Origin of the sequence: Levilactobacillus suantsaiihabitans (genome assembly GCF_004745505.1) — a bacterium.
Classification (GTDB): domain Bacteria; phylum Bacillota; class Bacilli; order Lactobacillales; family Lactobacillaceae; genus Levilactobacillus; species Levilactobacillus suantsaiihabitans.
Genome location: NZ_RKLX01000006.1, coordinates 56,190 through 80,256, shown reverse-complemented (window position 1 = coordinate 80,256; position 24,067 = coordinate 56,190). Strand labels below are relative to the sequence as shown.

The 24,067-nt window shown below is 52.8% G+C and carries 20 protein-coding genes and 1 other annotated feature; all 20 genes read right to left on the bottom strand.

The features are described 5' to 3' along the window. Positions 1–129: 129 nt before the first annotated feature. The 20 genes from mutS to EGT51_RS05000 all read right to left on the bottom strand — a co-directional run bounded on the left by mutS (position 130) and on the right by EGT51_RS05000 (position 23,960). Positions 130–2,829 (bottom strand): DNA mismatch repair protein MutS, encoded by a 2,700-nt coding sequence (mutS, locus tag EGT51_RS05095; protein WP_135367684.1) that lies wholly within the window; start codon positions 2,827–2,829, stop codon positions 130–132. Between the two features lie 28 nt (positions 2,830–2,857). Next, entirely contained in the window at positions 2,858–3,652 is a 795-nt protein-coding gene (locus tag EGT51_RS05090; protein WP_135367683.1) for a TIGR00282 family metallophosphoesterase, read from the bottom strand. A gap of 497 nt (positions 3,653–4,149) precedes the next feature. Beyond that, on the bottom strand, positions 4,150–4,971 hold the full coding sequence (locus tag EGT51_RS05085; protein ID WP_135367682.1) for a hypothetical protein: 822 nt from the start codon (positions 4,969–4,971) through the stop codon (positions 4,150–4,152). A 213-nt stretch (positions 4,972–5,184) separates the two neighbouring features. Continuing rightward, positions 5,185–6,744: a ribonuclease Y gene (gene rny, locus EGT51_RS05080; protein ID WP_135367681.1), complete on the bottom strand. Its 1,560-nt coding sequence runs from the start codon at positions 6,742–6,744 to the stop codon at positions 5,185–5,187. Positions 6,745–6,958: 214 nt separating this feature from the next. After that, positions 6,959–8,104, bottom strand: coding sequence for a recombinase RecA (recA, locus tag EGT51_RS05075; RefSeq protein WP_135367680.1), 1,146 nt, complete (start codon positions 8,102–8,104; stop codon positions 6,959–6,961). 90 nt (positions 8,105–8,194) lie between these two features. Beyond that, the gene (locus EGT51_RS05070) at positions 8,195–9,445 is read right to left on the bottom strand and encodes a competence/damage-inducible protein A (protein ID WP_135367679.1); all 1,251 of its coding nucleotides are present in this window, start codon (positions 9,443–9,445) and stop codon (positions 8,195–8,197) included. A gap of 493 nt (positions 9,446–9,938) precedes the next feature. Beyond that, entirely contained in the window at positions 9,939–10,526 is a 588-nt protein-coding gene (gene pgsA / locus EGT51_RS05065; protein ID WP_135367678.1) for a CDP-diacylglycerol--glycerol-3-phosphate 3-phosphatidyltransferase, read from the bottom strand. Between the two features lie 70 nt (positions 10,527–10,596). Further along, the gene (locus EGT51_RS05060; protein WP_135367677.1) at positions 10,597–11,538 is read right to left on the bottom strand and encodes a helix-turn-helix domain-containing protein; all 942 of its coding nucleotides are present in this window, start codon (positions 11,536–11,538) and stop codon (positions 10,597–10,599) included. Positions 11,539–11,650: 112 nt separating this feature from the next. Next, positions 11,651–12,937 carry an EF-P 5-aminopentanol modification-associated protein YfmH gene (gene yfmH / locus EGT51_RS05055; protein WP_404819917.1) on the bottom strand — a complete coding sequence of 429 codons (1,287 nt, stop codon included), beginning with the start codon at positions 12,935–12,937 and terminating at the stop codon, positions 11,651–11,653. Further along, a complete protein-coding gene (gene yfmF, locus EGT51_RS05050) occupies positions 12,930–14,210 on the bottom strand; it encodes an EF-P 5-aminopentanol modification-associated protein YfmF (RefSeq protein WP_135367675.1) in 1,281 nt (426 codons plus the stop codon). Before yfmF ends, yfmH begins: the two co-directional genes overlap by 8 nt. A 912-nt stretch (positions 14,211–15,122) precedes the next feature. Then, positions 15,123–15,971, bottom strand: a complete 849-nt coding sequence (locus EGT51_RS05045; protein ID WP_135367674.1) for an amino acid ABC transporter substrate-binding protein — start codon at positions 15,969–15,971, stop codon at positions 15,123–15,125. Positions 15,972–15,983: 12 nt separating this feature from the next. Beyond that, the gene (locus EGT51_RS05040; RefSeq protein ID WP_135367673.1) at positions 15,984–16,619 is read right to left on the bottom strand and encodes an amino acid ABC transporter ATP-binding protein; all 636 of its coding nucleotides are present in this window, start codon (positions 16,617–16,619) and stop codon (positions 15,984–15,986) included. 18 nt (positions 16,620–16,637) lie between these two features. Next, positions 16,638–17,279 (bottom strand): amino acid ABC transporter permease, encoded by a 642-nt coding sequence (locus EGT51_RS05035; RefSeq protein ID WP_135367672.1) that lies wholly within the window; start codon positions 17,277–17,279, stop codon positions 16,638–16,640. Positions 17,280–17,455: 176 nt separating this feature from the next. Continuing rightward, positions 17,456–17,685: a binding site (T-box leader), on the bottom strand. A gap of 107 nt (positions 17,686–17,792) precedes the next feature. Further along, the gene (gene minD / locus EGT51_RS05030; protein WP_135367671.1) at positions 17,793–18,599 is read right to left on the bottom strand and encodes a septum site-determining protein MinD; all 807 of its coding nucleotides are present in this window, start codon (positions 18,597–18,599) and stop codon (positions 17,793–17,795) included. Positions 18,600–18,601: 2 nt separating this feature from the next. Then, a complete protein-coding gene (locus EGT51_RS05025) occupies positions 18,602–19,273 on the bottom strand; it encodes a septum site-determining protein MinC (protein WP_135367670.1) in 672 nt (223 codons plus the stop codon). Between the two features lie 18 nt (positions 19,274–19,291). Continuing rightward, complete coding sequence (gene mreD, locus EGT51_RS05020; protein WP_135367669.1) at positions 19,292–19,822, bottom strand: rod shape-determining protein MreD; 531 nt, start codon at positions 19,820–19,822, stop codon at positions 19,292–19,294. A 12-nt stretch (positions 19,823–19,834) separates the two neighbouring features. Beyond that, positions 19,835–20,686, bottom strand: coding sequence for a rod shape-determining protein MreC (gene mreC / locus EGT51_RS05015; RefSeq protein ID WP_135367668.1), 852 nt, complete (start codon positions 20,684–20,686; stop codon positions 19,835–19,837). 86 nt (positions 20,687–20,772) lie between these two features. Beyond that, positions 20,773–21,777, bottom strand: coding sequence for a rod shape-determining protein (locus tag EGT51_RS05010; RefSeq protein WP_125575288.1), 1,005 nt, complete (start codon positions 21,775–21,777; stop codon positions 20,773–20,775). Between the two features lie 153 nt (positions 21,778–21,930). Then, positions 21,931–22,596 (bottom strand): JAB domain-containing protein, encoded by a 666-nt coding sequence (locus EGT51_RS05005; protein ID WP_135367667.1) that lies wholly within the window; start codon positions 22,594–22,596, stop codon positions 21,931–21,933. Between the two features lie 44 nt (positions 22,597–22,640). Next, positions 22,641–23,960: a bifunctional folylpolyglutamate synthase/dihydrofolate synthase gene (locus EGT51_RS05000; protein WP_135367666.1), complete on the bottom strand. Its 1,320-nt coding sequence runs from the start codon at positions 23,958–23,960 to the stop codon at positions 22,641–22,643. Positions 23,961–24,067: the final 107 nt, after the last annotated feature.

Here is a 24,067-nt window from a genome sequence, read left to right as displayed (position 1 = left end):
CTCGCGGGTTTTGCGAGGCTTTGAAGCGAACCGGAAGCCCGCTCTTTGGCTGGAGGTGTTCCCCATAGCAGGCGGAACCCCTGACAGCCGCAGGCGACCAGTCCACCTCAACGATGCCAGTCTGGGAACTTATTTCTTCGCCAGCTTTTGTTGCCATTGGTAGACCTGATTCATGACGGCCATGGGGGTCATCCCCATCAAGTTCAGGTCGCTGATCTGACTCAGCACCTTGGCCTGGGCCGGATTCAGCTCGGGCTCGTCGGTAAACAAGGACAGCTGTTGATCTGTGACGACCGGTGCGGCCGGCGTCTCGGTCTTCGCTGGTTCCACTGGCGCAGTGGCCGCTGACGACCCGGAGTCTGCGGCGGCCGGTGTCGGCGTTTCAACCGGCTGTGTCGGGGCCTCTGCAGCTGTCTGGGCCGTTTCCGGTGCGACGGCGGGTTGGTCTTCGGCCGTCTGTTCCAATTGCTCTAAGATGACTTCAGCGCGGTCTAACAGCTTGGCGGGCATTCCCGCTAATTTAGCCACGTGAATCCCGTAGGACTTGTCGGCGGGACCCGGTTGCATTTGATGCAAGAAGACTAAGTCACCATCGCGTTCGACGGCGCCGACGTGGACGTTGCGCAGTTGTTTCAAGGATTGGTCCAAGGCCGTCAGCTCATGGTAGTGGGTCGAAAACAGCGTCTTGGCGTGGACCCGGTTGTGGACGAACTCAATGATGGCTTGGGCCAACGCCATCCCATCATAGGTGGCCGTCCCCCGCCCGATTTCATCAAATAAGATCAGACTGTTGGCGGTCGCTTGACTCAAGGCGCGGTTGGCCTCTTGCATCTCGACCATGAAGGTACTTTGACCCGAGATCAGATCATCGGCCGCGCCAATTCGCGTGAAGATCTGGTCAAATACGGGCATCGACGCCGATTCGGCCGGCACGAAGCACCCCATTTGGGCCATGATGACGGTCAAGGCCAGTTGGCGCATGTAGGTACTCTTCCCGGACATGTTGGGCCCGGTGATCAGTAAGATGTTGGTGTCGGTGTCCATGGTGACGTCGTTGGGCACGTAGGATTGCCGGCCCAAGACCTTTTCCACCACCGGATGCCGCCCTTGCACGATCTTCAAGCTATGACCACTGACCAGCGTGGGCTTGACGAAATGGTAGTCTTCACTGACCACGGCAAAACTTTGAAATACGTCCAAGGCCGCAATCGTGGCCGCTAATTTTTGCAGCCGCGTGATGGCGGACTTGACCTGTTCGCGCAGGTCCACGAACAATTTGTATTCCAACGCCACGGATTTTTCTTCCGCTTCTAAGATCAGGCGTTCCTTTTCCTTGAGTTCTGGCGTGGAGAAGCGTTCCGCATTGGCCAACGTTTGCTTACGTTCGTACCGGTCGGCCGGCAGCTTGTCCAAATTGACCTTGGTGACCTCGATGTAGTAGCCAAAGACGTGATTGTAGCCAATCTTTAAGTTGTTGATGCCGGTGACTTCACGTTCGTGGGCTTCCATCTCGGCCAGCCAGGTCTTCCCGTTGCGCATGGCGTCGCGGTACTCGTCCAGTTGGGCGTTGAAGCCGTCGCGAATCACCCCACCGTCGGAAACAGAGATGGGCGGCTCGGGCACAATGGCTTCGCGAATGGCATCGGCCACGTCGTCTACGGGGTCTAAGCCTGCCAGCGTATCGTCAAAGACAGGCTCGCCCAGTTCTTCAATCGTATGTTGGATCTGCGGCACTTGTTCCAGTGACGTCTGGAGCTGAATCAAGTCGCGCCCGTTGACGCTACCGAACGCCACCCGGCCGGCCAGCCGTTCCAAGTCATAGACCTTGACCAGTTCTTCTTGTAAATTGTTGCGTTCGAAGTAGTGGTCGAGTAAGGCGCCAACTTTGGCCTGACGCGTTTCGATCTGTTGCCGGTCGATCAAGGGCCGGTCTAGCCACTGCTTGAGCAGCCGACCGCCCATGGCCGTTTTAGTTTGGTCCAACAGCCACAACAGTGTCCCAGACTTCTTCTTGGTCCGCAAGTTTTGCGTGATCTCCAGGTTACTTTGTGAGGAATGGTCTAGCTTCAAGAAGGCCTGTGGTTGGTAAGCCACCGCGCGCTGGAGATGCGCCAGGCTGCGCTTTTGGGTCACCGTCACGTAGGTTACCAACACGCCCACGACCTGTTGTAAGAGGTCGCTGGTGAGGTCTTGTTCCACGTAACTGACCTCGGCACTGGCCTGAATGTCCGGCTGGTTTGAAATCATCATCCCCAGCTGTTTCATCCGATCTTGCAGGTCGGCCGCAATCGTGGTATCGACCACGACTTCCTTGGTCTGCAAGCTCATCAATTCGTTGATCACCGGGTCGTCGCCCGTGATTTCCGCGGCCTTGAGTTCCCCGGTCGACAGGTCGGTGTAGGCCAACCCGTAATGGGACTTGGTGCTCATGGTGAGCGCCGTTAAATAGTTGTTGCGCTTAGCCCCCGCGGCACCGGTATCGGTTTGCGTCCCCGGCGTGACCAACTGGATGACCTCACGTTTGACCATGCCCTTGGCCAGCTTAGGGTCTTCCATCTGTTCACAAATGGCGACCTTATAGCCTTGGTCAACTAAGATGTCGATGTAATTTTGCACGGCCTTGTGCGGGACCCCACACATCGGAATCGGATTCTTGGCGCTGTGACTCCGCGTGGTCAGCGTCAGCTCGAGTAATTGAGACCCCTTGACCGCGTCTTCATTAAACATTTCATAGAAGTCGCCCAGCCGATAGAATAAAAATGCATCGGGGTATTGGTCTTTGATTTTTTGATACTGCTCCATCATGGGCGTTGTCTTCGTTTTCGTCATGAAAAATGGTTCATCCTTCCGTTTTTTCCTAGCTCTGGTACGGGTGTTGCGGGCTGATCAAGATAGGCTTGATGCTCGACGCGTGCCCAGTCTTGTCGTTGAGGTCAATGACGGCGCCGGAGAGTAATCCCGGGCCGGCCGCCTGGACCGTGTAACGGGTCGGTCGCTGATTTTCAAAGCGCTCGATCACGCTGTCGGCCTGCATGCCTAACACACTGTCGGCAGGACCGGTCATGCCGGCCTCCGTCATAAAGGCGGTGCCGCCCTTTAGGACTTGCGCGTCGCTGGTCTGCACGTGGGTGTGCGTGCCCACGACCGCGGAAAGTTGCCCGGCAAAACGCATGGCAAAGGCCCGCTTTTCACTGGTTGTTTCCGCGTGAAAGTCGACAAAGACAAAGTCCGTGTCGAGTTCTGGCAGGAGTGCCTGCATCTTGGCAAAGGGGTCATCCATGGGATTCATGAAGACCCGCCCTTGCAAATTAACCACGGCTAAGACCTGTTGATTGACCTTGACCTTCGTCCAGCCTTGCCCGGGGGTGTCCCCAGGAAAGTTGGCCGGTCGCACTAAGCGATTCGCACTACCGATAAAATCATACAGCTCGGCGTTATCCCAGGTATGGTTGCCCATGGTGACCACGTCGGCCCCGTCTTTTAATAATTGCTTATAAATACTCTGGCTGATACCGCGACCAACCGGGGTTGAGTTCTCCCCGTTAACGATGGTGACCTGTGGCTTCAGGTCACGCTTGAGTTGGGGCAAATACTCATGAATCATGTCCACACCAATGTTACCCACAACGTCACCAACAAACAGAATTCGCATCTTCGTTCCCCTATCTAGACCGCTTTTCGGCCCGTCTGGTCTGTTGACCAGTTCTATTAAATAAACTCTATTTTACCATGCTTCGCCGCATTCTGCGTCGCCCAAATTCGGTCGGGTTAAATCAGTGGTCTGCCGAGACACTGGCTTAGCCCGTCTTCAAGTTGCTACTAGCTCGGCGAATTTGCGGACGATTTTTATATGCTGTCATTTTGGCTTGACTGTACGGCCAATCTGCTATCAACAGCCTATCCCTATCGTGCAAAGGTCCTCTTCAAGTTGTCGTCTACACCAACCTGAAGTAGCCCCGGCGTGGTCCCCGAGTCAGCCCGATTCTACGCTTATGCCAACAGACGTAAAAACGAGCTTGGGACAAAACCTCCCAGGCTCGTTCGCGTCATCTTCACCTAACTGAAACGTGCGCCAAAGGGCAGCCTGTCTCACTCTCTTCTCTGACTGAATTTTCAATGTGGCCGTCCTTTTGTTATCGAAATTGATGATTATTTGGCTTTACCGATGATGAAGGCATACCCACATTCTGGACTATCAGATGTAATATACGTGCTATCGACAATGTTGATGCCAATTTGATACTTACTGGATAATTTTTTGAGCTTGCTGGTTGTATATCCGTACGATGCTAAAATGGATTTGACCTTTTTTGCTCGGATCGTGGCGGAAACATTTTTGCTACTCTTTAGATAATCAATGACCTTTGGAAACTTAACAATTGTGTAGCCTGTTAAATCAGGTTTAGTAAAATAAGTTTTGGGAGCAATGTCTTCAAAGTAATATGCACCTGAAGCCGCTGCGTATTTGCTCATTTTAAGTGTGACTTTGTTATTTGGGAATAGTTTAACAATTTCCCGAGTTACTTTTTGTGAAGGTGATTTCTTTATATACTTCAGGTAATCAGCATTCTTTGTCATACTGTCTAAAGATAAATATTTATGGCTATACGTTTCTTCACCAAAACCGGCTTCTAAGTAGCCATGCCAGACATAGCCTTTGACTAGGTCAGTATGCTTTTTATTATTACCTTGAATGTAAATGTACTTAGCGGTAGTTTTCCCATGCTTTAGGGTTTCGCTACCACGTCCGTACCAAGTATTGTTTGGATAATCTTTCAAATAGAATTTCACTTTAGTATGCTTTGCGTTCCAAACCGCAATTGATTTCTTAGGGTATTTAGCTTTGTTAATGGTCGTTTTTTGCCAAAAAGATTGCCTTTGAATGGTGTATTTTGTCTGGGCTGAACCGGATTGGACAAGGCCGAGGATGGCTGCAATTGCGATAACTCCAGTGATTAACAACTTCTTCATGATATTTCTCCTTTGTCATTTAGGGCCCCGGAAACTGTTTCAAACATTATAGCATGTTTACGAAATAATCATTAGAGAAATAACAATTGTCAATTGACTGTGTATCTAATGGCTTCGCATTAAATCTACAATCAAAATCGAAAAAGAAACCAATTCGTAAGTGAATTGGTTTCTCATAAAACTATTCATCAACAGCCGTCGACAAAGAGCTATTTATTTCGCATATTCAACTGACCGGACTTCCCGGATAACGGAAACTTTGACGTGACCTGGATAATCCAGGTCGCCTTCAATTTGTTTCTTAATGTCACGTGCCAAGACAACGGCATCCGTGTCGGAAATCTTCTCAGGCCGCACAATCACTCGAACCTCTCGTCCCGCCTGGATGGCAAAGCTGTGATCCACGCCATCAAATGAATTGGCGATGGTTTCCAGCTTGTCCAACCGGTGGATGTAACTTTCCAGAGAATCAGAGCGTGCGCCTGGTCGCGTAGCTGAAATAACATCAGCTGTCCCGACCAGTTCCGCAATGACAGATTGCGGAGCCGTTTGATCTGCTTGAGCGGCGATAGCGTTTACCACAACAGCACTTTCCCGGTATTTCTTTGCCAGTTCCATACCAGTTGTGATGTAAGAACTATCATCTTCATGCTCAGCGGCGCGGCCAATATCATGTAACAATCCTGCACGCTTTGCTAACGTAACATCCTCACCTAGTTCAGCCGCTAAGACCCCAGTGATCTTAGCAACTTCGATTGAATGGGCCAACGCATTTTGCCCATGAGAAATACGGAAGTTCAAGCGCCCAACCAATTTGATCAATTCAGGATGCATGGAATGAATCCCAAGGTCAAAGGTTGCTTGCTCGCCAAGCTCCCGGACGTGTTCGTCCAGTTCTTTCTTGGCTTTGGCGACCATTTCTTCAATCCGGGCGGGATGAATCCGACCGTCTTGAATCAATTTCTCTAAGGCAATCTTGGCAACTTCGCGCCGTAACGGGTCAAAGCCACTCAAGACGACGGCTTCTGGCGTATCATCAATGATCAGGTCGATCCCGGTCAAAGTCTCTAACGTCCGAATATTCCGCCCTTCGCGACCGATGATTCGGCCCTTCATGTCGTCGTTAGGCAACGTGACCACGGAGATCGTGGTTTCGGTGACCATATCGGCGGCACTGCGTTGGATGGCGGAAACAATCAGGTCCTTGGCATTTGCCTGGGCCGTCTTGCGAGCCGTCTCTTCGCTTTCCTTAATCATTTTGGCACGCTCACCCGCTAAAGCCGATTTGGCTTCAGAAATAATCAGGTCTCGTGCATCTTCCTGGGATAAAGCAGCCACGGCTTCCACCGCAGACTGGCGTTTTTCAATCAGTGAGTCTGCTTGTTGTTGCTTTTTGGCTAAATTCTGCTCTTCAGCACTCAGCTTCTTGTCCCGGCGATTCAAGGAGTTTTCCCGTTTTTCCAGCGAATTATCTTTGCGGTCTAACGTTTCTTCTCGTTGAATCAAGCGGTCTTCTTGCTTCTGAACTTCGGCACGACGTTCTTTCAGCTCGGTTTCGACCTCTGCCCGGTACTTATGGCTGTCTTCCTTGGCCTCTAATAAAGATTCCTTGGTCGCAGTCTCGGCTTGCTTCTTCGCTTCAGCCAGCACACCTTCAGCAGTGTACTTAGCCGCATCTAGCTTTTTTTCATGGACAGATTTACGTAAATAATACCCGCCCACAACACCAACAACGATAGCGATGATTGCGAGGATTATACTTGGAACACTCATGATTCCACCTCCGCATCATCAAAAATGACTAATTTAAAATCAGACTTTTTTAAGATGTTGATTTGATAACTGACACAACCTCAATTTTAATGGTTGCCATGAACGCTGTCAACTAAACTCGCTGGAAACTGGTGGGTCTGGTCGGATTTATTCGTTTTTTTATCATGGTGAGATGAAAAAAGCACCGACTACTCGTGGCAGTCAGTGCATTTTCTTATTTATGACCGGGCTTACCATCCGGAATCAATTCGCTTTGTTGTGGTTTGGCCTTGTCCTTAGGAGCACTGGCTTTACCGTCAGTCTTGGCATCGGTCTTCTTACCGGCCTTATCGGTGGCATCTTTCTTGCCAGCGTCAGCGGCGTCATCACCTTCGCCCACACCATAAGCGGCGCGGACCCGTTGATTGATTTCGGCCATCACGTCTGGATGGTCCGCCAAGTAACCCTTGGCATTCTCACGGCCTTGGCCAATCCGGTCATCACCGTAAGAGTACCAGGACCCACTCTTATCGACGATGTCTTTTTCAACCGCCATGTCGAGCAATTCGCCGGTTTGAGAAATCCCCTTACCGTACATGATGTCGACTTCGGCCCGCTTGAATGGCGCGGCCACCTTGTTCTTGACGACCTTGATTCGCGTCCGGTTCCCGATAACATCGGTCCCGTCCTTGATCTGTTCAGCCCGCCGTACTTCTAGTCGAACCGTCGAATAGAACTTCAGCGCACGACCACCAGGCGTGGTTTCAGGGTTCCCAAACATGACCCCAACTTTTTCCCGAATCTGGTTAATAAACAGGGCAATCGTCTTGGTCTTGTTGATGGTCCCGGACAGCTTCCGTAAGGCCTGAGACATCAACCGGGCTTGCAACCCAACGTGGGCGTCACCCATTTCACCTTCGATTTCTGCACGAGGAACCAGAGCGGCGACAGAGTCGACAACCACGATGTCCACGGCACCACTGGAGATCAAGGCATCCGCAATTTGCAGCCCTTGTTCACCAGTGTCCGGTTGAGAAAGTAGTAACTGATCGATGTTGACGCCCAGTGCCGTCGCGTAAGCCGGGTCCAAGGCGTTTTCGGCATCGATATATGCAGCAGTCCCGCCACGCTTTTGCACTTCGGCAACCGCGTGAAGGGCCACAGTCGTTTTCCCGGATGATTCTGGACCGTAAATTTCCACGATCCGACCCCGAGGGTAACCACCGACACCCAAGGCCACGTCGAGAGCCAACGAGCCAGATGGTACGGTTTCCACGTCTAAGTTACTGTTATCACCCAGGCGCATGATCGACCCTTTACCAAAATCCTTTTCAATCTTCTTCAGCGCTTTATCCAACGCCGCTTGTCGTTCGTCAGCCATCCAAATCCTCCTTTGATGCATCAATATTCAAGTAACACTATACGGGTTTTGTTCGCAAAATGCAAGTAAAAATAGAACAAAAGTTCCCCTTTATTTTGACCCGTTCAAAACGCGCCGTAACCAGTCCAATCCCGTCATGACCGACCGTTCCCGAATCGCGGCCCGGGTACCCGTCAGGTGGACCAGGCGGGCGCGCGGTTCATGGCCCCGTTGCGCTAAACCTAGCCAAACTGTGCCGGCCGGATGGCCCTCCAGGCTGTCGGGCCCGGCGACTCCCGTGAAGCTCAAGGAGAAGTCGGTATCCAGGATGGCCCGCGAGCGTTCGGCCATTTGTTGAGCCGTCGCGGCACTCACGACCCCATCGCGGTCAATGATGGCTTGAGGAATCCCCAACAGGTCGTGTTTGGCCGAATTGGCGTAGGTCACAAAGCCCCCAGGAAAAATGGCGGAGACACCGGGAACATCCCCCAGCGTGCTCTGGAATTTCCCGGCAGTCAGGCTTTCGGCCCCGGTAATCGTCAGGTGTCGGTCAATCAGCTCGTTGACGACTACGGCGGCCAAGGTGTTATCATCCCCGAAGCCGTACAGGTAGTCACCGACCCGGTCTTGAATCGTGGCCGTCATTTTGTCCAGCAGCTTGACCGCCGTGGCCCGTTCATGCGCCTGGGCCGTCAGCCTGAGCGTGACCTCATTGACCTTGGCGTACGGGGCAATCGTCGGGTTGGTCTGCTGGTCGATCAAATCAGCCAGCTCCGTCACCAATTTGCCCTCACCAATCCCAAAGAACCGCAGAACTCGTGACTCCAAAAATTCGCTCCGGTGATAGGTCGCCTTTAACAGCGGTACCCCCTGTTCAGCAAACATGGGCTCAGCCTCACTGGGCGGTCCCGGCAATAACATGATGTCAGCCGCGTTAGGATCCTGATAAAAGGCCCCCACAGCCATGCCAGTCCGATTCTTGAGTGGTTGGCTGCCTTCCGGATAAAGGGCCTGTAACCGGTTATTCGGCGTCATCGGCCGTTCTGCCGTGGAAAAGTGCTGACGAATCTTGGCCATCGCCGGGGCATTCTCCACTAATTTAACACCTAACAAATGCGCAACGGTCTGCTTGGTCAGGTCATCCTTGGTCGGTCCCAGTCCACCGCTAATAATCACCAGGTCACTGCGCGAACGGGCCTGATTCACCACCGCAGTCAGGCGGTCAGCATTGTCGCCCACCAATGAATGGTAGTACACTTCAATCCCCGCTTGGGCGAGTTCCTGGGCAATAAACGCCGAATTGGTATCAACGATTTGCCCCAATAAAATTTCCGTTCCGACCGCAATAATTTCCGCTTGCATGCTGACCCCTCCTGAGGTGACTTAAAGTTAACTCCGTAAAAACGCGTGTAAATTTTTTATTTTTTTGAAATTTATTTTCACCTAGTTCGTGAAAAGCGTTTGTACTGAAATCGTACCACAAAACTGACTGACTCGGCTAATCTTACCTCACGGAACCAGAAATTTTACAAAAAAGGCAACAGCCGCTGGGGACTGCTACCTTTAATCTGCCCACACCTGCGGGGAACACCCCGTGAGCGCATCTTCAATCAGCTTGACATAGGGATCACCCCCACGCCTGTGGGGAACACCAATCATGCCGCCACACCCATGTGGCCTACTTAGGATCACCCCCACACCTGTGGGGAACACTAATCCAAAAATTCTTTACTCATGCCTTCATCGGGATCACCCCCACACCTGTGGGGAACACACTAAACAAATCCCGGCAAACCGGCATTTCAATTTCGTCCAACCCCGGATTTCCTTTAACTTGCTTATCGGACGCACCCAATTACTCTGCAGAAGATTCCGCGAACACCTGGCGATTTTGCACGAAGTAGTCGATGCCCGAGTAGATGGTGAAGAACAGGCAGATGTAGAAGAAGATTAGAGCCATTGGGATGTTGATGGTGCCAAAGCCAATGTTGTTCAGTAGTAATAAGATGATCCCGACCATCTGAGTTGTCGTCTTGATTTTGCCTGGCCAGGCGGCGGCTAAGACCTTGCCCCCGGTTTCTACGACGATCAACCGCAAGCCGGTCACGGCCAGCTCCCGGCAGACAATGATGGCGACTGCCCAAGCTGGCACGGCGCCCATTGATACCAGGATGATGAACGCCGTCATGACGATCATCTTATCTGCCAGCGGGTCGGCAAATTTACCGAAGTTGGTGACCAAGTGGTTGCGCCGAGCGATTTGGCCATCCAAGAAGTCGGTGATGGATGCCGCCGCAAACACGACTGCGCCCCAAACCTGGGCAACGGGAATCGCGGTCCCTAACCAGGTCACCTGACCCCAGTCCAGTGGCAGGACCAACAAGAGGATGAAGATGGGGATCAAGATGATACGAACAATTGTTAAACGATTTGGCAGATTCACGGAAAGTTCCTCCTTAAAATTTCTCAATAAAAAGGCGCGCCGGTCGCCACGGACCGACCCGCCTTGAGTCTTACTTAAATTCCAACGTCACAGTTTGGACCTGTGAGGTCGTGGTGCTGCTGGAGCTCGTCGTGGTGCCAGTGGTTGAACTGGAACTCGTGGCGTTGCTCGTGCTGGTTGCGGACGTGAAGTCGAAGTTCTTACCGTCAACCTTCACCTTCGTCGCTGGTGCGTTCCCAAACTTCAGGGTCACACTCGTCGCTGAACTTGGAATCGTCAGGGAGTGTGAGGTCGAAGATGACAACGTCCCTTGCCAAACGGTCGAGCCGCTGACCGTCACGGACATCCAAGCACTGCCAGTAGCTGACAGGCTCATCTTTGGCTTAGCAGAAGCGTTCTTCATTTCCCAAGTGGAGCCGGAAGTCGTCGAACTCAATTGCTTGAAGCTAGGCGTCTTGGTGGCCTTCTTGGAAGAAGACTTCTTCGAGGAAGACTTACTGCTACTACTGCTACTTTTGGTCTTATTCGAGCTGCTGCCAGAAACGCTGACCGAACTACTGTCGACGTTGTCCTTCGTGGTCCCCCCACCGTTATGCGAAGCGGCGACCCAGATACCGACCAAGATGACCAGGACGACGATGACGATCCCAATCACCGGAATCGTCCGCCGTAATTTCACGTAACGTTCGTCGACCTGCCGTTGTTGCGAGCGGGTCTCCGGATTGTTTTCATTCACCTTATCGACGTATTCTTGCGTCTGGGTGCTGGGCAAAGCACTGTCAAATTGCTTTAACAGCTCCGCCCCATCCAGGTCGACCATATCGGCGTACTGCTTGATAAATGCGCGCACGTAAAAGTCCCCGGGCAACTCATCGAAGTTTTGGTCTTCGATGGCAATCAGATAACGCTTTTGAATCTTCGTCGTCTGTTGCAGGTCGTCCAGCGTGTACCCTTTGGCAATCCGGGCATCACGCAGCGTTTTTCCCAATGTAATTTTGCTGTTATCACTCATGATTTAATTCTCCACCTGTTCAAAATTTCTCTATAAGCAGTATAGCATAGGCATCGCCGCATTTTCAGCCACAACACCCAGAATTCAGGATTTAACGGTTTCTTAACCTCCGTTACGGCAAAATCGTATAGACGGTTTGTCGGCTGGCTGCCTGAAATTGCGCCAAGGCTGCTTGGACGGTTTCAAAGGTCATCCCCTCGAGCACAGTCAGTTCATCAAAGATGGTGGCCCCGTCAAATAGCGGGCCGTCGTACTGATTGGCGATGGCTTCGACCGAGTTGATGGCCCCAATCGTCCGGCCGATGGCTTCGCGTTTGACCAGGTCAAATTGGGCTTTAGCCGCCAACAATTGCGCAGGCGCATCGGTTAAGATGGCAGTTAGTTCACTGACAAAAGATTCCGGATGATCCGTATCCCCGGCCAGTTGGGCAAAATGCGCGCCGCGTTGAATCTGGAAGTCGTAGCCAAAGCTGTCGTCGATCACGTTGGCGTCGTACAGCCGCAGGTAGTTGTCACTGGTATCATTGAACAATAAGTCAAAGGCCAAAGATACCGCCACGTTGTAGGTCAACCCCGCTTGACCCGCGGGCACGTCATCGTAACCGCGCAGGCCAATGCTGACCTTGGGCCGGTTGACGGTGAGGTGGCGTGTCGTGGTCGGCACGATCTCAGCCGCCGGCGTTTGCGGGGAAGCCACACGTTGAATCGGTTGACTCGGCCCGAACGTCTTGCCGTCCTGGTTCGCCGAGATCCACGCCAAGGTCTCCTCGGGATCGAGTTGCCCCACCACAATTAAATTCATATTGCTGGGGTGATAGAACGTGTTGTACGCCGCATAGAGGTCATCGGCGGTAATCTTATCGATGGAATCCACGGTCCCGGCAATGTCGATGTGTAACGGTTCACGCGGATACAGTTGGCCAATCATGCCAAAGTAGCTTTGCCAACCCGGGTCATCATCGTACATTTCAATTTCTTGGCCAATGATGCCCTTTTCCTTGTTGACGGTCGCCGCCGTGAAATACGGATCTTGCACGAAGTCTAACAAGATGTCCAGATTTTCGTGCAAGTGGCTGGTCGTCGCAAACAGGTAGCTGGTTTGCGTAAAACTGGTGAAGGCGTTGGCACTGGCACCATACTGGCCAAACAGGTCAAAGGCGTCGTGGTCCTTTTTTTCAAATAACTTATGTTCCAAAAAGTGGGCAATCCCATCGGGGAACCGCACGGCCTCGCTTTGGCCCCGCGGCACGAATTCATTATCGGTCGACCCGTAATTAGTGGTCATCACGGCAAAGGTCTTGTGAAACCCGGCCTTAGGGACCAGGATGACCTTTAAGCCGTTGGCCAGCGTCGTTTGAAAGACGGTCTCGCCTAACCGCGAATAAGTTTGTTTATTCAGCATGCTGATCACCCCCGTGTAGGCAGTACGTCGCCTGCAACGTGACCTGTTGGGCCACCCGTTGCACGTCGGCGATGGAGACTGCCGCTAATTTTTCCTGCCAAGTTTGTAATGGTTCCGTTAAATGGGTCAGTTCACTGTTGAGCAGACTGACCAGTTTGCGTTGCGGACTGTCGAGCCCGGCCAAGCGTGCATTCAAAAGGCTGGCCTTGACCTCGGCTAACAGGTTGGCGGATAACTCACCGCGCTGTAAGGCCGCCAGCTGTTCGCCAATGATGGCCACGACGCGGTCTTGGTTCTCCGCTTGGATACCGCTTTGCACGCCCAGCGTCCCGGTGAACGGGTTGTAACTGCTGCTGGCGTAGTAGGCCAGACTGGCCTTTTCGCGCACATTGGTAAATAACAACGACAGCGGCGTCCCGCCAAAGGCCGCATTAAAGACCACGGCGGCCATAAAGTCCGCATCGTCGCGGTAAATTGGCAATTGGTAGGCCAAATTCAACTTGGCCTGGACCACAGGGGCCACATCGTCGCCGGCCTGCACCTCGGCGCGCTTCTCCCAACGATAATACGGGGAGTCATCGACGAGTTGGCGGTCCGTCAACGGCCAAGACTTAAGCGCAGCTTGCACCCGGTCGGCCGTCACGTCACCGACCACGGCCACGTGAATCGCGTCGTTGGCCAACATGTCATGGTAGGTCCCTAAGATATCGGTCGCCGTCAATTCGCCTAAGGTCGTGGTGTCGCCCAAGGCACTCATGGCCTGGGCCGGCTGACCGATGAACAACAATTCCTGTAGCCGCCGGTTCGCCAAATATTGTTTGTCATCGTCTAACGATTTGATTGCCGTCAAGAGGTTCTGGCGCTGTTGGGTAAAGGTTGCCGGGTCAAATTGCCCGTTTGGCAACAAGGGATCGAACAAGACCGCCTTGAGCAGCGCCATCCCCTGTTCAAACAACGGGGTGGTGTCCGCGAAGTGGTCCAAATACTGCTCATCGACCACCGAACACGTTAACCGAATCACGTGCTTGGTCCCGAGCTTCACCACGCTGATGCCAAAACTGGCCCCATACAGGCGTGACAGTTGCCGGGCCAAGGCCGTTTGGGTCGGATAAGCCGCCGTACTGGTCTCTAGAACTTGCGCTAACAGTGCCCGCGCGGTGATCGCCGTGGCCGTCAGTGGCGCCACAAAGTCCACCTTAATGCCAATTGTTTTAAATTGTTTAGTGGGTAACAGGTCGAGCGTTACCCCGTCTCGTATGCGAAAATGCACGCGCAATTGCCTCCTCTAGCAAAATACTAATCGGTGTTTAATTTTAAGGGAAGCGCGCCAGAAATACAAGCAACCGCGCTGAAATTGTGGGATTTTGCCGAAACAGGTGTCGGCTGGCCGCCTTACCGTTCGCTAGAGATGAGTTGGAACGCTGAGGGCGCCGGGTCGAGCCAAAGGACGGTCTCGACCCTCAACTTGGAGCCGATGAATCGCGTCTCCAAGTTGCCAGTTCCCTAAGCGTGGTAAACCACCCCGCTAAAGGAACTCCCACAGCTGAACTCATCTCTAGCGAACTCTCGGCTACGGTGGCGATGGTTCAGCACCAATCGTTTACACACTGTGTTCCGTCAGAAAGCGGGCCAAAAGACGCTTGTCCGGCGAGCATTAAGGCTGACAACCAAATAATTCTGGCCTCGGATTGCTTGGTTATTAGTTTAAGAGAAACCGGCTGCCCTTTGGCGCACGTTTCAGCTATGTAAAGGTAACGAGAACGATCCTGGGAGGTTTTGTCCCAGTCTCACCTTTTCAACCGACCGATTCCAATCCGACACCACCCCCTCTATTAATACTAACGAAAGCCAACGGCAAGCAATGACCCCTTGTGCCATCTTCTTAAGAAAAGCTTCAACTTTCGCCTGAACAAAAAAGCGACAACCCCACTCAAAAAACGAATGGATTGTCGCTACTGATTGTGATCTGAAGGTCAAAAGACGAAAATCAACTGAAACTATTGTTATCATGCGACTCATGGCGTCGAAGATAGTCGGTTTCGTCCTCGCAATGCGAACTCTCGGCTACGGTAGTGCTTACCAGTAGTAGCCGTCTTAAACCCAGATAATAGCTGCATTGACGACTGTCTTTCGTTATTACGGCAATCAGTCCATTATTTTCACTTCCAACCTTCAGTCAATTCTATTTCTGCGGCAACAGTGGCGTGTCCACGTTGCTACCAAACCATTTCTGGTTGATCTTCTCCAGCGTCCCGTTGGCGGCTAACCGCTTTAAGCCCGCGTTGATCTTGCGGCGCATGGTGACGTCGCCCTTGCGCATCCCCACCGCAAACTTTTCTTTAGGGAAGCTGCCGACCGTGACCCGGTAATCTTCGGGGTGGGCCTGGTGCTTGATGTAGTAATTGGCGTACGTGCTATCGATCAGCAGCCCTTGAATCCGGCCGACATTTAAGTCGATGAAGGCGTTGGTGAAGGAATCATAGGTCACGGCCTCGTGATTTTTGATGCGGTCCTTCAACAGCTTAGGGTGCGCTTCAATATCGTTGGCCCCAGACGACCCCGTTTGTGCGCCCAAGACTTTGCCGGTCATGTCTTGATACGAGCTAATGTGATTTTTCTTCAGCGTGACCAAGACCTGGTCGTTGTTCAAATAGGTGTCGGAAAAGGCCACCTGCTTTTGGCGCTGCGGCGTGATGGAAAAGCCGTTCCAGATCAAATCGATCGTGCCGTTGTGCAGCTCGGTCACGTTCATGCTCCAGTCGATCGATTGGAAATCGACCTTGACACCGTACAGTTTAAAGACGGCCCGCGCCAGGTCGATGTCGTAGCCGACCAGCTTGCCACTCTTTTGGCGAAAGCCCATCGGAACAAAGCTGTCGTCCAGCCCGACCACGACCTTTTTCTTTTTGACGACGCTAGACCAGGTGTCGTCTTGATTGGCCCGTTGCGTGACGTTGTTGCAGCCCGCTAAGATACCGCCGAGGCCCGCGATGACCACCAGCAAGGCCCAGAATCGTAAGTACTTTCTCATCAAATGACCTCCCTAGTTCTTGGGTTCCACCCGCAACATTTGATCCGCAATGGCTTTTGCAAACGGCATGTCGTGGGTCACGACGATTTGCGTGATGCCCTCGTCACGTAACTTCAAGATAATTTGTTCGACCTCTTTACGTAGGTCCGGATCCAGTGCCGACGTGGGTTCATCGTAGCACAGCAGCTTGGGGTGCATCGCTAACGCCCGCACGATGGCGACCCGTTGCTTTTGCCCCCCGGATAATTCGTACGGGAACAGGTCCGCCTTGTCGCCCAGGTCCAACTGTGTCAGCAAGCGGTCCGCCTCGGCATTGGCGGCTTGGGTGGATTGCTTGAGCACCATAGTCGGCGCCAGCGTTACGTTTTGGCGCACGGTCAGGTTCGGGAACAGTTGATAATCCTGGAAGACCACCCCGATCACGGCATCATTGTCGCGGTTCGTCGCCGGATCAAAGGGTTGCCCGTCTAACAAGAACTGACCGCTATCAACGCTAGCCAGTCCACTGATGCATCGTAGCAGCGTCGTCTTACCGGCCCCAGACGGCCCGACAATCGTCAAGATCTTGCCATCTTCTACGGTTAAATTCACGTCGTCGAGGATGGTCTTGCCACCAAATTTTTTCGTAATCCCTTTAAGTTCTAACATGTTTTGACCATCCTTTCCTTAACGCCAGAAACTGTAGTGCCGTTCGAGTCGCTTCAAGACCAGCGTGCAAACCGCCGTCAGTAACAGGTAAATGACCCCGACCAGTAACATCGGTACCAGCGTCACGTCGCGCGCCATGGCCACGTTGCCGGCTCGTAACAGGTCGCCCAACCCGATCACATAAACCAAAGATGAATCCTTCACCAGGTTGATGACTTCGTTCCCGATGGACGGTAAGACGATCTTGACCACTTGGGGAATCACAATCTTACGCAACGTCTGCCACTTGGTTAGCCGCAGGACCCGCGCGCTTTCGTATTGTCCTGCCGGAATAGCCTGTAAGCCGCCCCGGAAGATTTCAGCGAAGTACGCCGTGTAATTTAAGATAAAGGCGAATAACGCCGCGTCATACCGCTGGAAGACGATGCCGATGATGGGCAACCCATAAAAGACGAAAATTAATTGCAGTAACAGTGGGGTCCCCCGCATCAACCATACGTAGATGTTAATGATCCAGGTCAACGGTTTAAACCGCGTCGTCATGCCCAATCCTACCAGGATACCTAGTGGAATGGCGATAATAATGGTCCAGAAGAAGATGGATAAGGTCATCCCCGTCCCGGAAAGTAATGATGGTAAAATCTGCGTCACGTAATTCATAATGATTCCTCCTTCGCCAAATAAAAAAGCCCTCTCGAGAAATAACTTCTCAAGAGGGCGTCTCAACGCTGTGCCACCTCAAATTCTCGACGCGCTCACGCCACGCCGACTCAGTGAGTTCCTAGCCTCGCTGAGTCGGTGGGATCAAAAAAATCGCCCTCCTAGGTCCAAAGACCTAAGAGGACGATCACATCGTGGTTCCACCTCATATTTGTTTCCGTATCACTACGAAAACCTCAGCGAGTTGCTAGCAACTCCAGCGATAACGGGGCTTTTCCCGAGCTGTCTTACTCATTTCAGACAGCCAACTCACAGATGTGGTTCGAATCGTTCAGTCCGCCCGTTTCCATCCGCGGGGCTTTCTGGAGAACTTGAACAACTCTACTCTTCCGTTCAACGTTTTTCATTCATTGACAGTATATTACTTTTTTTCAGGGAGCGTGTCAACCCATGAAAATGAAAAAAGGTGTCCCACCGGCCAATTTCTCCAGCGAACACCTGGTTTCATAAAATTTATCCGCGATGGAACCAGCTGCTGACGCGATGCCAGAAACCGGTATCCTCTTGTTCTTCGATTTTCATCAATGGCACGGTCTCGCCCTCCAAACGGCGGGCCACGTTACGGTAGCCTTGCCCAGCGGGGTTGTCCGTTTGCATGACCACGGGTTCCCCTTGGTTGGAGGTCGTGATCACGGCATCATCGTCAAAGATAATGCCCAGCAATTCGATGCCCAGGTGATGGGTGATCTCGTCGATATCCATCATGGATCCGTCTTGCATCATATTGCGGCGAATCCGGTTGATCAACAACCGCGGTGCCTCGGTCAACGGGTGTTGTTCCAACAAGCCCACGACCCGGTCGGCATCCCGCACGGCAGAGATCTCTGGCGTCGTAACCACGATGGCGGCGTCGGCCCCGGAAACCGCGTTGATAAAGCCTTGTTCGATCCCGGCCGGACAGTCGATCAGGACATAATCGTATTCGGGCTTGAGCTCATCGACGATTTCCTTGACCTGTTCCGGCATTAAGGCCGTCTTGTCCGTGTTTTGGGCGGCTGGCAACAAGTAGAGCTTGTCGTCAAAGCGCTTGTCCTTGACCAGCGCTTGGGGCAACTTGGCCCGGCCTTCCGCCACGTCCACGATATCGTAGATGATGCGGTTGTCTAACCCCAAGACCACGTCTAAGTTCCGCAACCCAATGTCCAGGTCCATCAAGCAAACCCGTTTGCCCATCAAGGCCAGCGCGGTCCCGATGTTGGCACTGGTCGTCGTCTTACCGACCCCACCTTTACCGGAGGTGATCACAATTGCTTTTCCCATTTTTAAATTCCTCCAATCTGGTTATACAACTTCGGATTAATCTTCTTTAATTGCGCCAACTTGCCGTACGACAAGACGTGCAGATCATTTACATAAGCCACCGTTTGCTGCGAATCAGTGACCGTTTCCGGTTCAATGATATCGAACTGCTCGGCGATGCGCACCTGTTGTGCGGTCTGAAGATTTCCCATAATCAGCTTGGACTCGTCATCGGGATACCCCGCCTGAAGAATTCCAGCGACATCCCCCATGGAAAAGATGTTGCCCGTCGTCCGGAGCTTACCACCTTCGTGAATCGTCCCCAAGAACAGGACGTCGCCTTTCATGACGACCTCCTGCCCGTTACGAATCACTTTGCTTAACAGGTGAACGTTTTCCCGCTCGCGTAACTGGATTGCATCGGCAATCGTCATGACGTTAGCGGCGATCTTATGGATCTCAAAGCGCGGATACTGTGCCACCATCTGTTCGATGCGTGACTTTTCTTCCGCGGTCAAGATCCGGTCTTCAGTTAACACATCCAGCGAAATTTTGGATGCTGCCAAAGCCTGGGGGTCCACCTTGAGATTTTCTAATAATGCTTTTAAATCAACCAAGATTTGGTCCAGACTCGCTGATTGCTTGAGGACCAAGTCATAGCCGTTTTGCGTTCCACGTAATACGGCAGCCTGCATAGCGTTCGTTCCCTTCACCTATTTTAACCAATTATACACCCAACGAATCGGGAAATATAAAATCACAAACATTGCTAAGTTAAAGGCCAAAGTCGGGCCCAACGTGTTTACTAAAAACGCGCTGCCAGCTCCGGAATTTAACCGCATCGCGCGGCTAGCCAAGTAGCCCAGCCCTTCCACCACGGTAATGTCGATAAAGTAAATCAACAAGCCGCTCAAAAAGTTCGGGCGAATCCAACTCGCTAGTCGGCGGGTCACATACACGACGAGCGGGAAGATGAAGACGGCTACCCCGAAGATGCCGGTATAGTACAAATCAAACACGGCCCCCGCGACCGCCGCCCATCGACCTAGTGGCAGGTCAAACGTGCCATCGTCGGCTTCAAAGAGCACCCCGCACACGAGCCATAACACCACCAAGTGGCTGACCATGGCGTTGGGGTAACGAAACATTTGGACACTAAAGACTTGGCTAATCGATCCGTCTAGAAATAGCGCCAAAAACAAGAAGACGGGCAAGCCGAAGCGTAACTTTGATAATCGATACACGACTAGTCCCCCCTACTGCTTGCTGACGGCAACGGTGACGATGTTCAGCGCACTGAGATCCGTGGCTGGATTGATATACAGCTTCGTTGCCAACCCGTAGTCAGACCCGGTCGCCTTAGCTACCGTCCCGACGTACAGGCCCTTTGGCGTCACACCACCCAGACCACTCGTCACGACCTTGTCGCCCTTGGCGAGCTTGGCTTTGGTCGTAATGTTGTCCATCGTAATCTGGCCCGTGGTGGCCTTGTAACCACTCAGGACCCCGTTGACCGTCTTACCAGATTTCGTGGTGATTTGGACCGCGAACCGGTTGGCGGAATCATTGTTGTCGGTGATCAGTTCCACCTTGGAATTGGTCTTGTTGACCTCAGCGACCCGACCAATCAAGCCGGACCCAGACATGACGGGCATGTTCTTCTTGACCCCCGCAGCGGCCCCCTTGTTAATGATCACTTGGCTTTGCCATGAAGATGGCGTTCGGGTGATCACGGCGGCAGAAACGGCGGTGTAGTCCGTCAATGAGGCGTTCAACTTCATTTCCTTTTTCAGTTGCTTGTTTTCCTTGGCAAGCGTTTGGTCACGGACCTTGGTCTGCGCCAACTCACTCACTTGCTTCTTCAACTGTTGATTTTCCTGGTACGTGTTCAACAATTCCGAAACGGCACTGACGGAGCCGCTCAACCCGTTAGTCGGAATCGCCACGACCCGGTCGACTAAGCCAACAATGTCATTGCCAAATTGCTGCACCAACGGCGGCGTGGACTTCTTGTTGCGTAGCGTCACGGACACCGTCATCAAAGCAAAGCTAACAATCACGCAGACAATAATAATGACCAGCCGGCGATTGAGAGAAAATTTCTGCATGTTAGACCTCCATCTTGTGGGTAAGGCTTTCGTTTACCCCCCTACCGTCACAATAAAGAAGCGGGAAGCTGCCTTCCCGCTAGTCCCTATTTTTTCTTCATGACATCGATACTCTTTAATGATTCCCCAGTACCAGCAGCCACACAATCTAACGGGTCGTTGGCAATGGAAACTGGCACCTTGGTTGCGTCCGCAATCACTTCAGATAAGTTCTGCAGCAATGCGCCCCCACCAGTCAAGACGATACCGTGATCAATCACATCGGCAGCGATTTCTGGTGACGTCTCTTCCAGGGTTTCTTTGATAGCTGTAATGACGTCTTGAACGGGTTCTTGGATGGCTTTGGCAACGTCGACTGCGGAGACTTCCACGGCCTTAGGTAAACCAGTGACCAAATCACGCCCACGAATCGTGGCGCCATCGATCTTTTCGGCCGCTTCCACGGAGGCAGAACCGATGTCCATCTTCAGCTTTTCAGCGGTCCGTTCACCGATCAACAGGTTGAAGTTAGACCGGACATACGTCGCAATGGCGTCGTCTAACTTGTCACCGGCTACCCGGATGGAACGACTGGAAACGATCCCACCCAAGGAGATGGTGGCAACGTCGGTCGTCCCACCACCCATGTCAACGACCATACTACCGGTAGGGTCCATCACGGGCAACCCGGCACCGATGGCCGCTGCAAATGGTTCTTCGATGACATAAGCATCACGCGCACCAGCTACCCGGGTCGCGTCGATCACGGCCCGCTTTTCAACTTCCGTTACGCCGCTTGGGACACAGACCATCACGTAAGGCTTGCCGTTTGACTTGCCCACAGTTTTTTCGATGAAGTACTTCATCATGGCAACGGTCGTATCGTAATCGGCAATCACGCCGTCTTTCATGGGCCGAATGGCAACGATGCTAGCCGGGGTCCGGCCAATCATTGCGCGTGCGTCTTCACCAACGGACACAATTTCCCCAGACTTTGTGTTCTTGGCGACAACGGAAGGTTCGCGAAGAACGATACCTTTCCCGTCAACGTAGACAATCGTATTGGCGGTACCCAGATCGATCCCAATATTTTTCGTTCCTAATCCGAACAATGTGTTTCATCCCTTCATTGTCAACAAAACTTTAATTGATTTTTATTTTTGTACATTGATAGACGTATTATAACATACCTATCTACGTGAGAACACGTCGTCAATGTCAAGAATACCGAACTTTTAACGAGAAAGAAATAGGAAAACCGGATTTTAATCAGTTTTTAAAGGTTCTGCCGCATTTTCTTCACCGTTGTCCGGTAATTGGCCCGCCTCGCGCAGACTAAAATAACTGTGAATGCCGATCACAAAGCCGTCCAGCAAGGGAATGCCCATCAGCCGTCCACAGTCGGCCAGGCGCTGCATGAAGGCCAGGTCGTTCGGCGACGGTTGTGGGACTCCGCTGGGATGGTTGTGGGCGACCACGATGGCCGCGGCGCCGTTCATCACGGCCAGTTGAAAGATCTCGCGAGGATGGACAGGACAACTATCTAACGTCCCTTGAAAGACCGTTTGCCGGTCAATGATGCGGTGCTTGGCATCGAGGACCAAGACCTCAACGCGTTCCTGCTGCAAATAACGCAGGTCATCCATCAACGCCTGCCCCAACTGGCTGCTAGCCGTCACCTCTCCCAAGATGGGCCGCGGTGCCTGCTGGACCCAGCGTCCCAGGTCGATGGCCGTCAACAGGCTGCGGCGCTGGGAATGGCCGCCAACGTAGGCGCGACACTGGCGGTGACTGGCATAGCGGAGATTCGCCACGCTGTGAAAGTAGCGAAAGAACCGGTCACTCTCCGCGATGTGCGGCAGTCCCAGGCTCTTAAGGACCTGGCCGACCAGTTGGCGTTCATTGTGAATCGTCATTTTTTGTCGTTGCATCTCTCTTCACCCCTCTACGGATTAACTCCGTAAAAAAGGCGGATTTATTCGTCGGTCCCCTTAAAATATTGCCGAACCTCGGAAATAAAGTACAATGACCCCGTCAATAAGACCAGGTCATCGGCCGAAATGCTGGCCAGCACCGATTTGAGTGCCGTGGGCCAATCCGGTGCCATGGTGATGTGTTTGTGGCTGGCCACCGCATCTTCCAGCTCTTGGGGTGTGGCCGCCGCCCGTTTGCCCGGCCCCTGAAACTGCGTCACGACCAGGTGAACTTGGGGCACCTTCATCAAGGTCTTGACCATTTGGGTGTACTGCTTATCCGCCAGCACAGCCAAAATAATGTAGATGTCGTGACCAGAAAAATGTTGCCGCAACAACTGGGCCATTTCGACCATCGCCGGCTCGTTGTGCGCGCCATCAATGGCAATCAGCGGTTCGTTCGCTAACCGTTCAAACCGACCGGGCCACGTGGTGTGTTGGAGGCCCTGGCGAATCTCGGCGATCTTGACACGGGTCTGCATCAATTGATGATACGTGATGTAGGCCGTCAAAGCCGTCGCCGCGTTGTCGATTTGATATTGACCTAACAAATCAATCTGTAGCCGCCGCCAGCGATGATCGCCCCAGGCGTAGTCAAAGCGTTCGCCCCATTCGTGCTCGGGCCGGTTGGTCACCCGAAAGTCGCGGTCCAGTGCCCGAACCTGGGTGTCATTGGCCGCGGCCGTTTGGTCCATCACCGCCAGCGCATCAGGCGTTAAACGACCACAAACGACCGGGACGCCGGGCTTGATGATGCCAGCCTTTTGCGCCGCAATCTTGGGAATCGTGTCCCCCAAGATCTTCATGTGATCCATGCCAATCGTGGTAATGACGGACACGGCCGGCGTAATGATGTTGGTCGAATCATACTTGCCGCCCAACCCGACCTCGACCACGACCACATCGACCGGGTGGGCCGCAAAGTAGCTGAACATCAAGGCGGTGTCGATTTCAAATTCGGTCGGTCCCTCTGGCCCTAATTGCGCGTCCAGTTGGGCCACGATGGGTTCAATGTGCTGCACGTCGGCCAATAAATCGGCGTCACTGATGGGCTCTCCATTTACGCTGATCCGTTCATTGAACCGGGTAATGAACGGCGAGGTAAAGGTCCCCACCGTTGCCCCCTCGGCTAAAAACAGGTCGCGCAAGAAGGCCACCGTGGAGCCCTTGCCGTTGGTCCCGGCGACGTGAATCATCTTGAGTTGGTCCTGGGGATTACCCAGCAAGGCCATGAACTCCCGCATGCGGGTCAGCGTCGGCTTCTTCTTGAAGCGGTCGCGCCCGTGAATAAACTGTAATGCCTCGGCATACGTTTTTATCAATTTGAAAACCTCCCGGATAGTCACTGCCTCCCAGTTTAGCAGATTCCCCCAGTCATTGCCTAGCTTTTGCGGTGGATTTTTCCGTTACGCTTGGCAATCTTGGTGGG

Excerpts from the sequence above, each read along its gene's own strand:
- mutS (WP_135367684.1), bottom strand. The coding sequence starts at position 2,829 with ATGACGAAAACGAAGACAACGCCCATGATGGAGCAGTATCAAAAAATC.
- EGT51_RS05090 (WP_135367683.1), bottom strand. The coding sequence starts at position 3,652 with ATGCGAATTCTGTTTGTTGGTGACGTTGTGGGTAACATTGGTGTGGAC.
- EGT51_RS05085 (WP_135367682.1), bottom strand. The coding sequence starts at position 4,971 with ATGAAGAAGTTGTTAATCACTGGAGTTATCGCAATTGCAGCCATCCTC.
- rny (WP_135367681.1), bottom strand. The coding sequence starts at position 6,744 with ATGAGTGTTCCAAGTATAATCCTCGCAATCATCGCTATCGTTGTTGGT.
- recA (WP_135367680.1), bottom strand. The coding sequence starts at position 8,104 with ATGGCTGACGAACGACAAGCGGCGTTGGATAAAGCGCTGAAGAAGATT.
- EGT51_RS05070 (WP_135367679.1), bottom strand. The coding sequence starts at position 9,445 with ATGCAAGCGGAAATTATTGCGGTCGGAACGGAAATTTTATTGGGGCAA.
- EGT51_RS05060 (WP_135367677.1), bottom strand. The coding sequence starts at position 11,538 with ATGAGTGATAACAGCAAAATTACATTGGGAAAAACGCTGCGTGATGCC.
- EGT51_RS05045 (WP_135367674.1), bottom strand. The coding sequence starts at position 15,971 with ATGAGAAAGTACTTACGATTCTGGGCCTTGCTGGTGGTCATCGCGGGC.
- EGT51_RS05040 (WP_135367673.1), bottom strand. The coding sequence starts at position 16,619 with ATGTTAGAACTTAAAGGGATTACGAAAAAATTTGGTGGCAAGACCATC.
- EGT51_RS05035 (WP_135367672.1), bottom strand. The coding sequence starts at position 17,279 with ATGAATTACGTGACGCAGATTTTACCATCATTACTTTCCGGGACGGGG.
- minD (WP_135367671.1), bottom strand. The coding sequence starts at position 18,599 with ATGGGAAAAGCAATTGTGATCACCTCCGGTAAAGGTGGGGTCGGTAAG.
- EGT51_RS05025 (WP_135367670.1), bottom strand. The coding sequence starts at position 19,273 with ATGCAGGCTGCCGTATTACGTGGAACGCAAAACGGCTATGACTTGGTC.
- mreC (WP_135367668.1), bottom strand. The coding sequence starts at position 20,686 with ATGCAGAAATTTTCTCTCAATCGCCGGCTGGTCATTATTATTGTCTGC.
- EGT51_RS05005 (WP_135367667.1), bottom strand. The coding sequence starts at position 22,596 with ATGCAACGACAAAAAATGACGATTCACAATGAACGCCAACTGGTCGGC.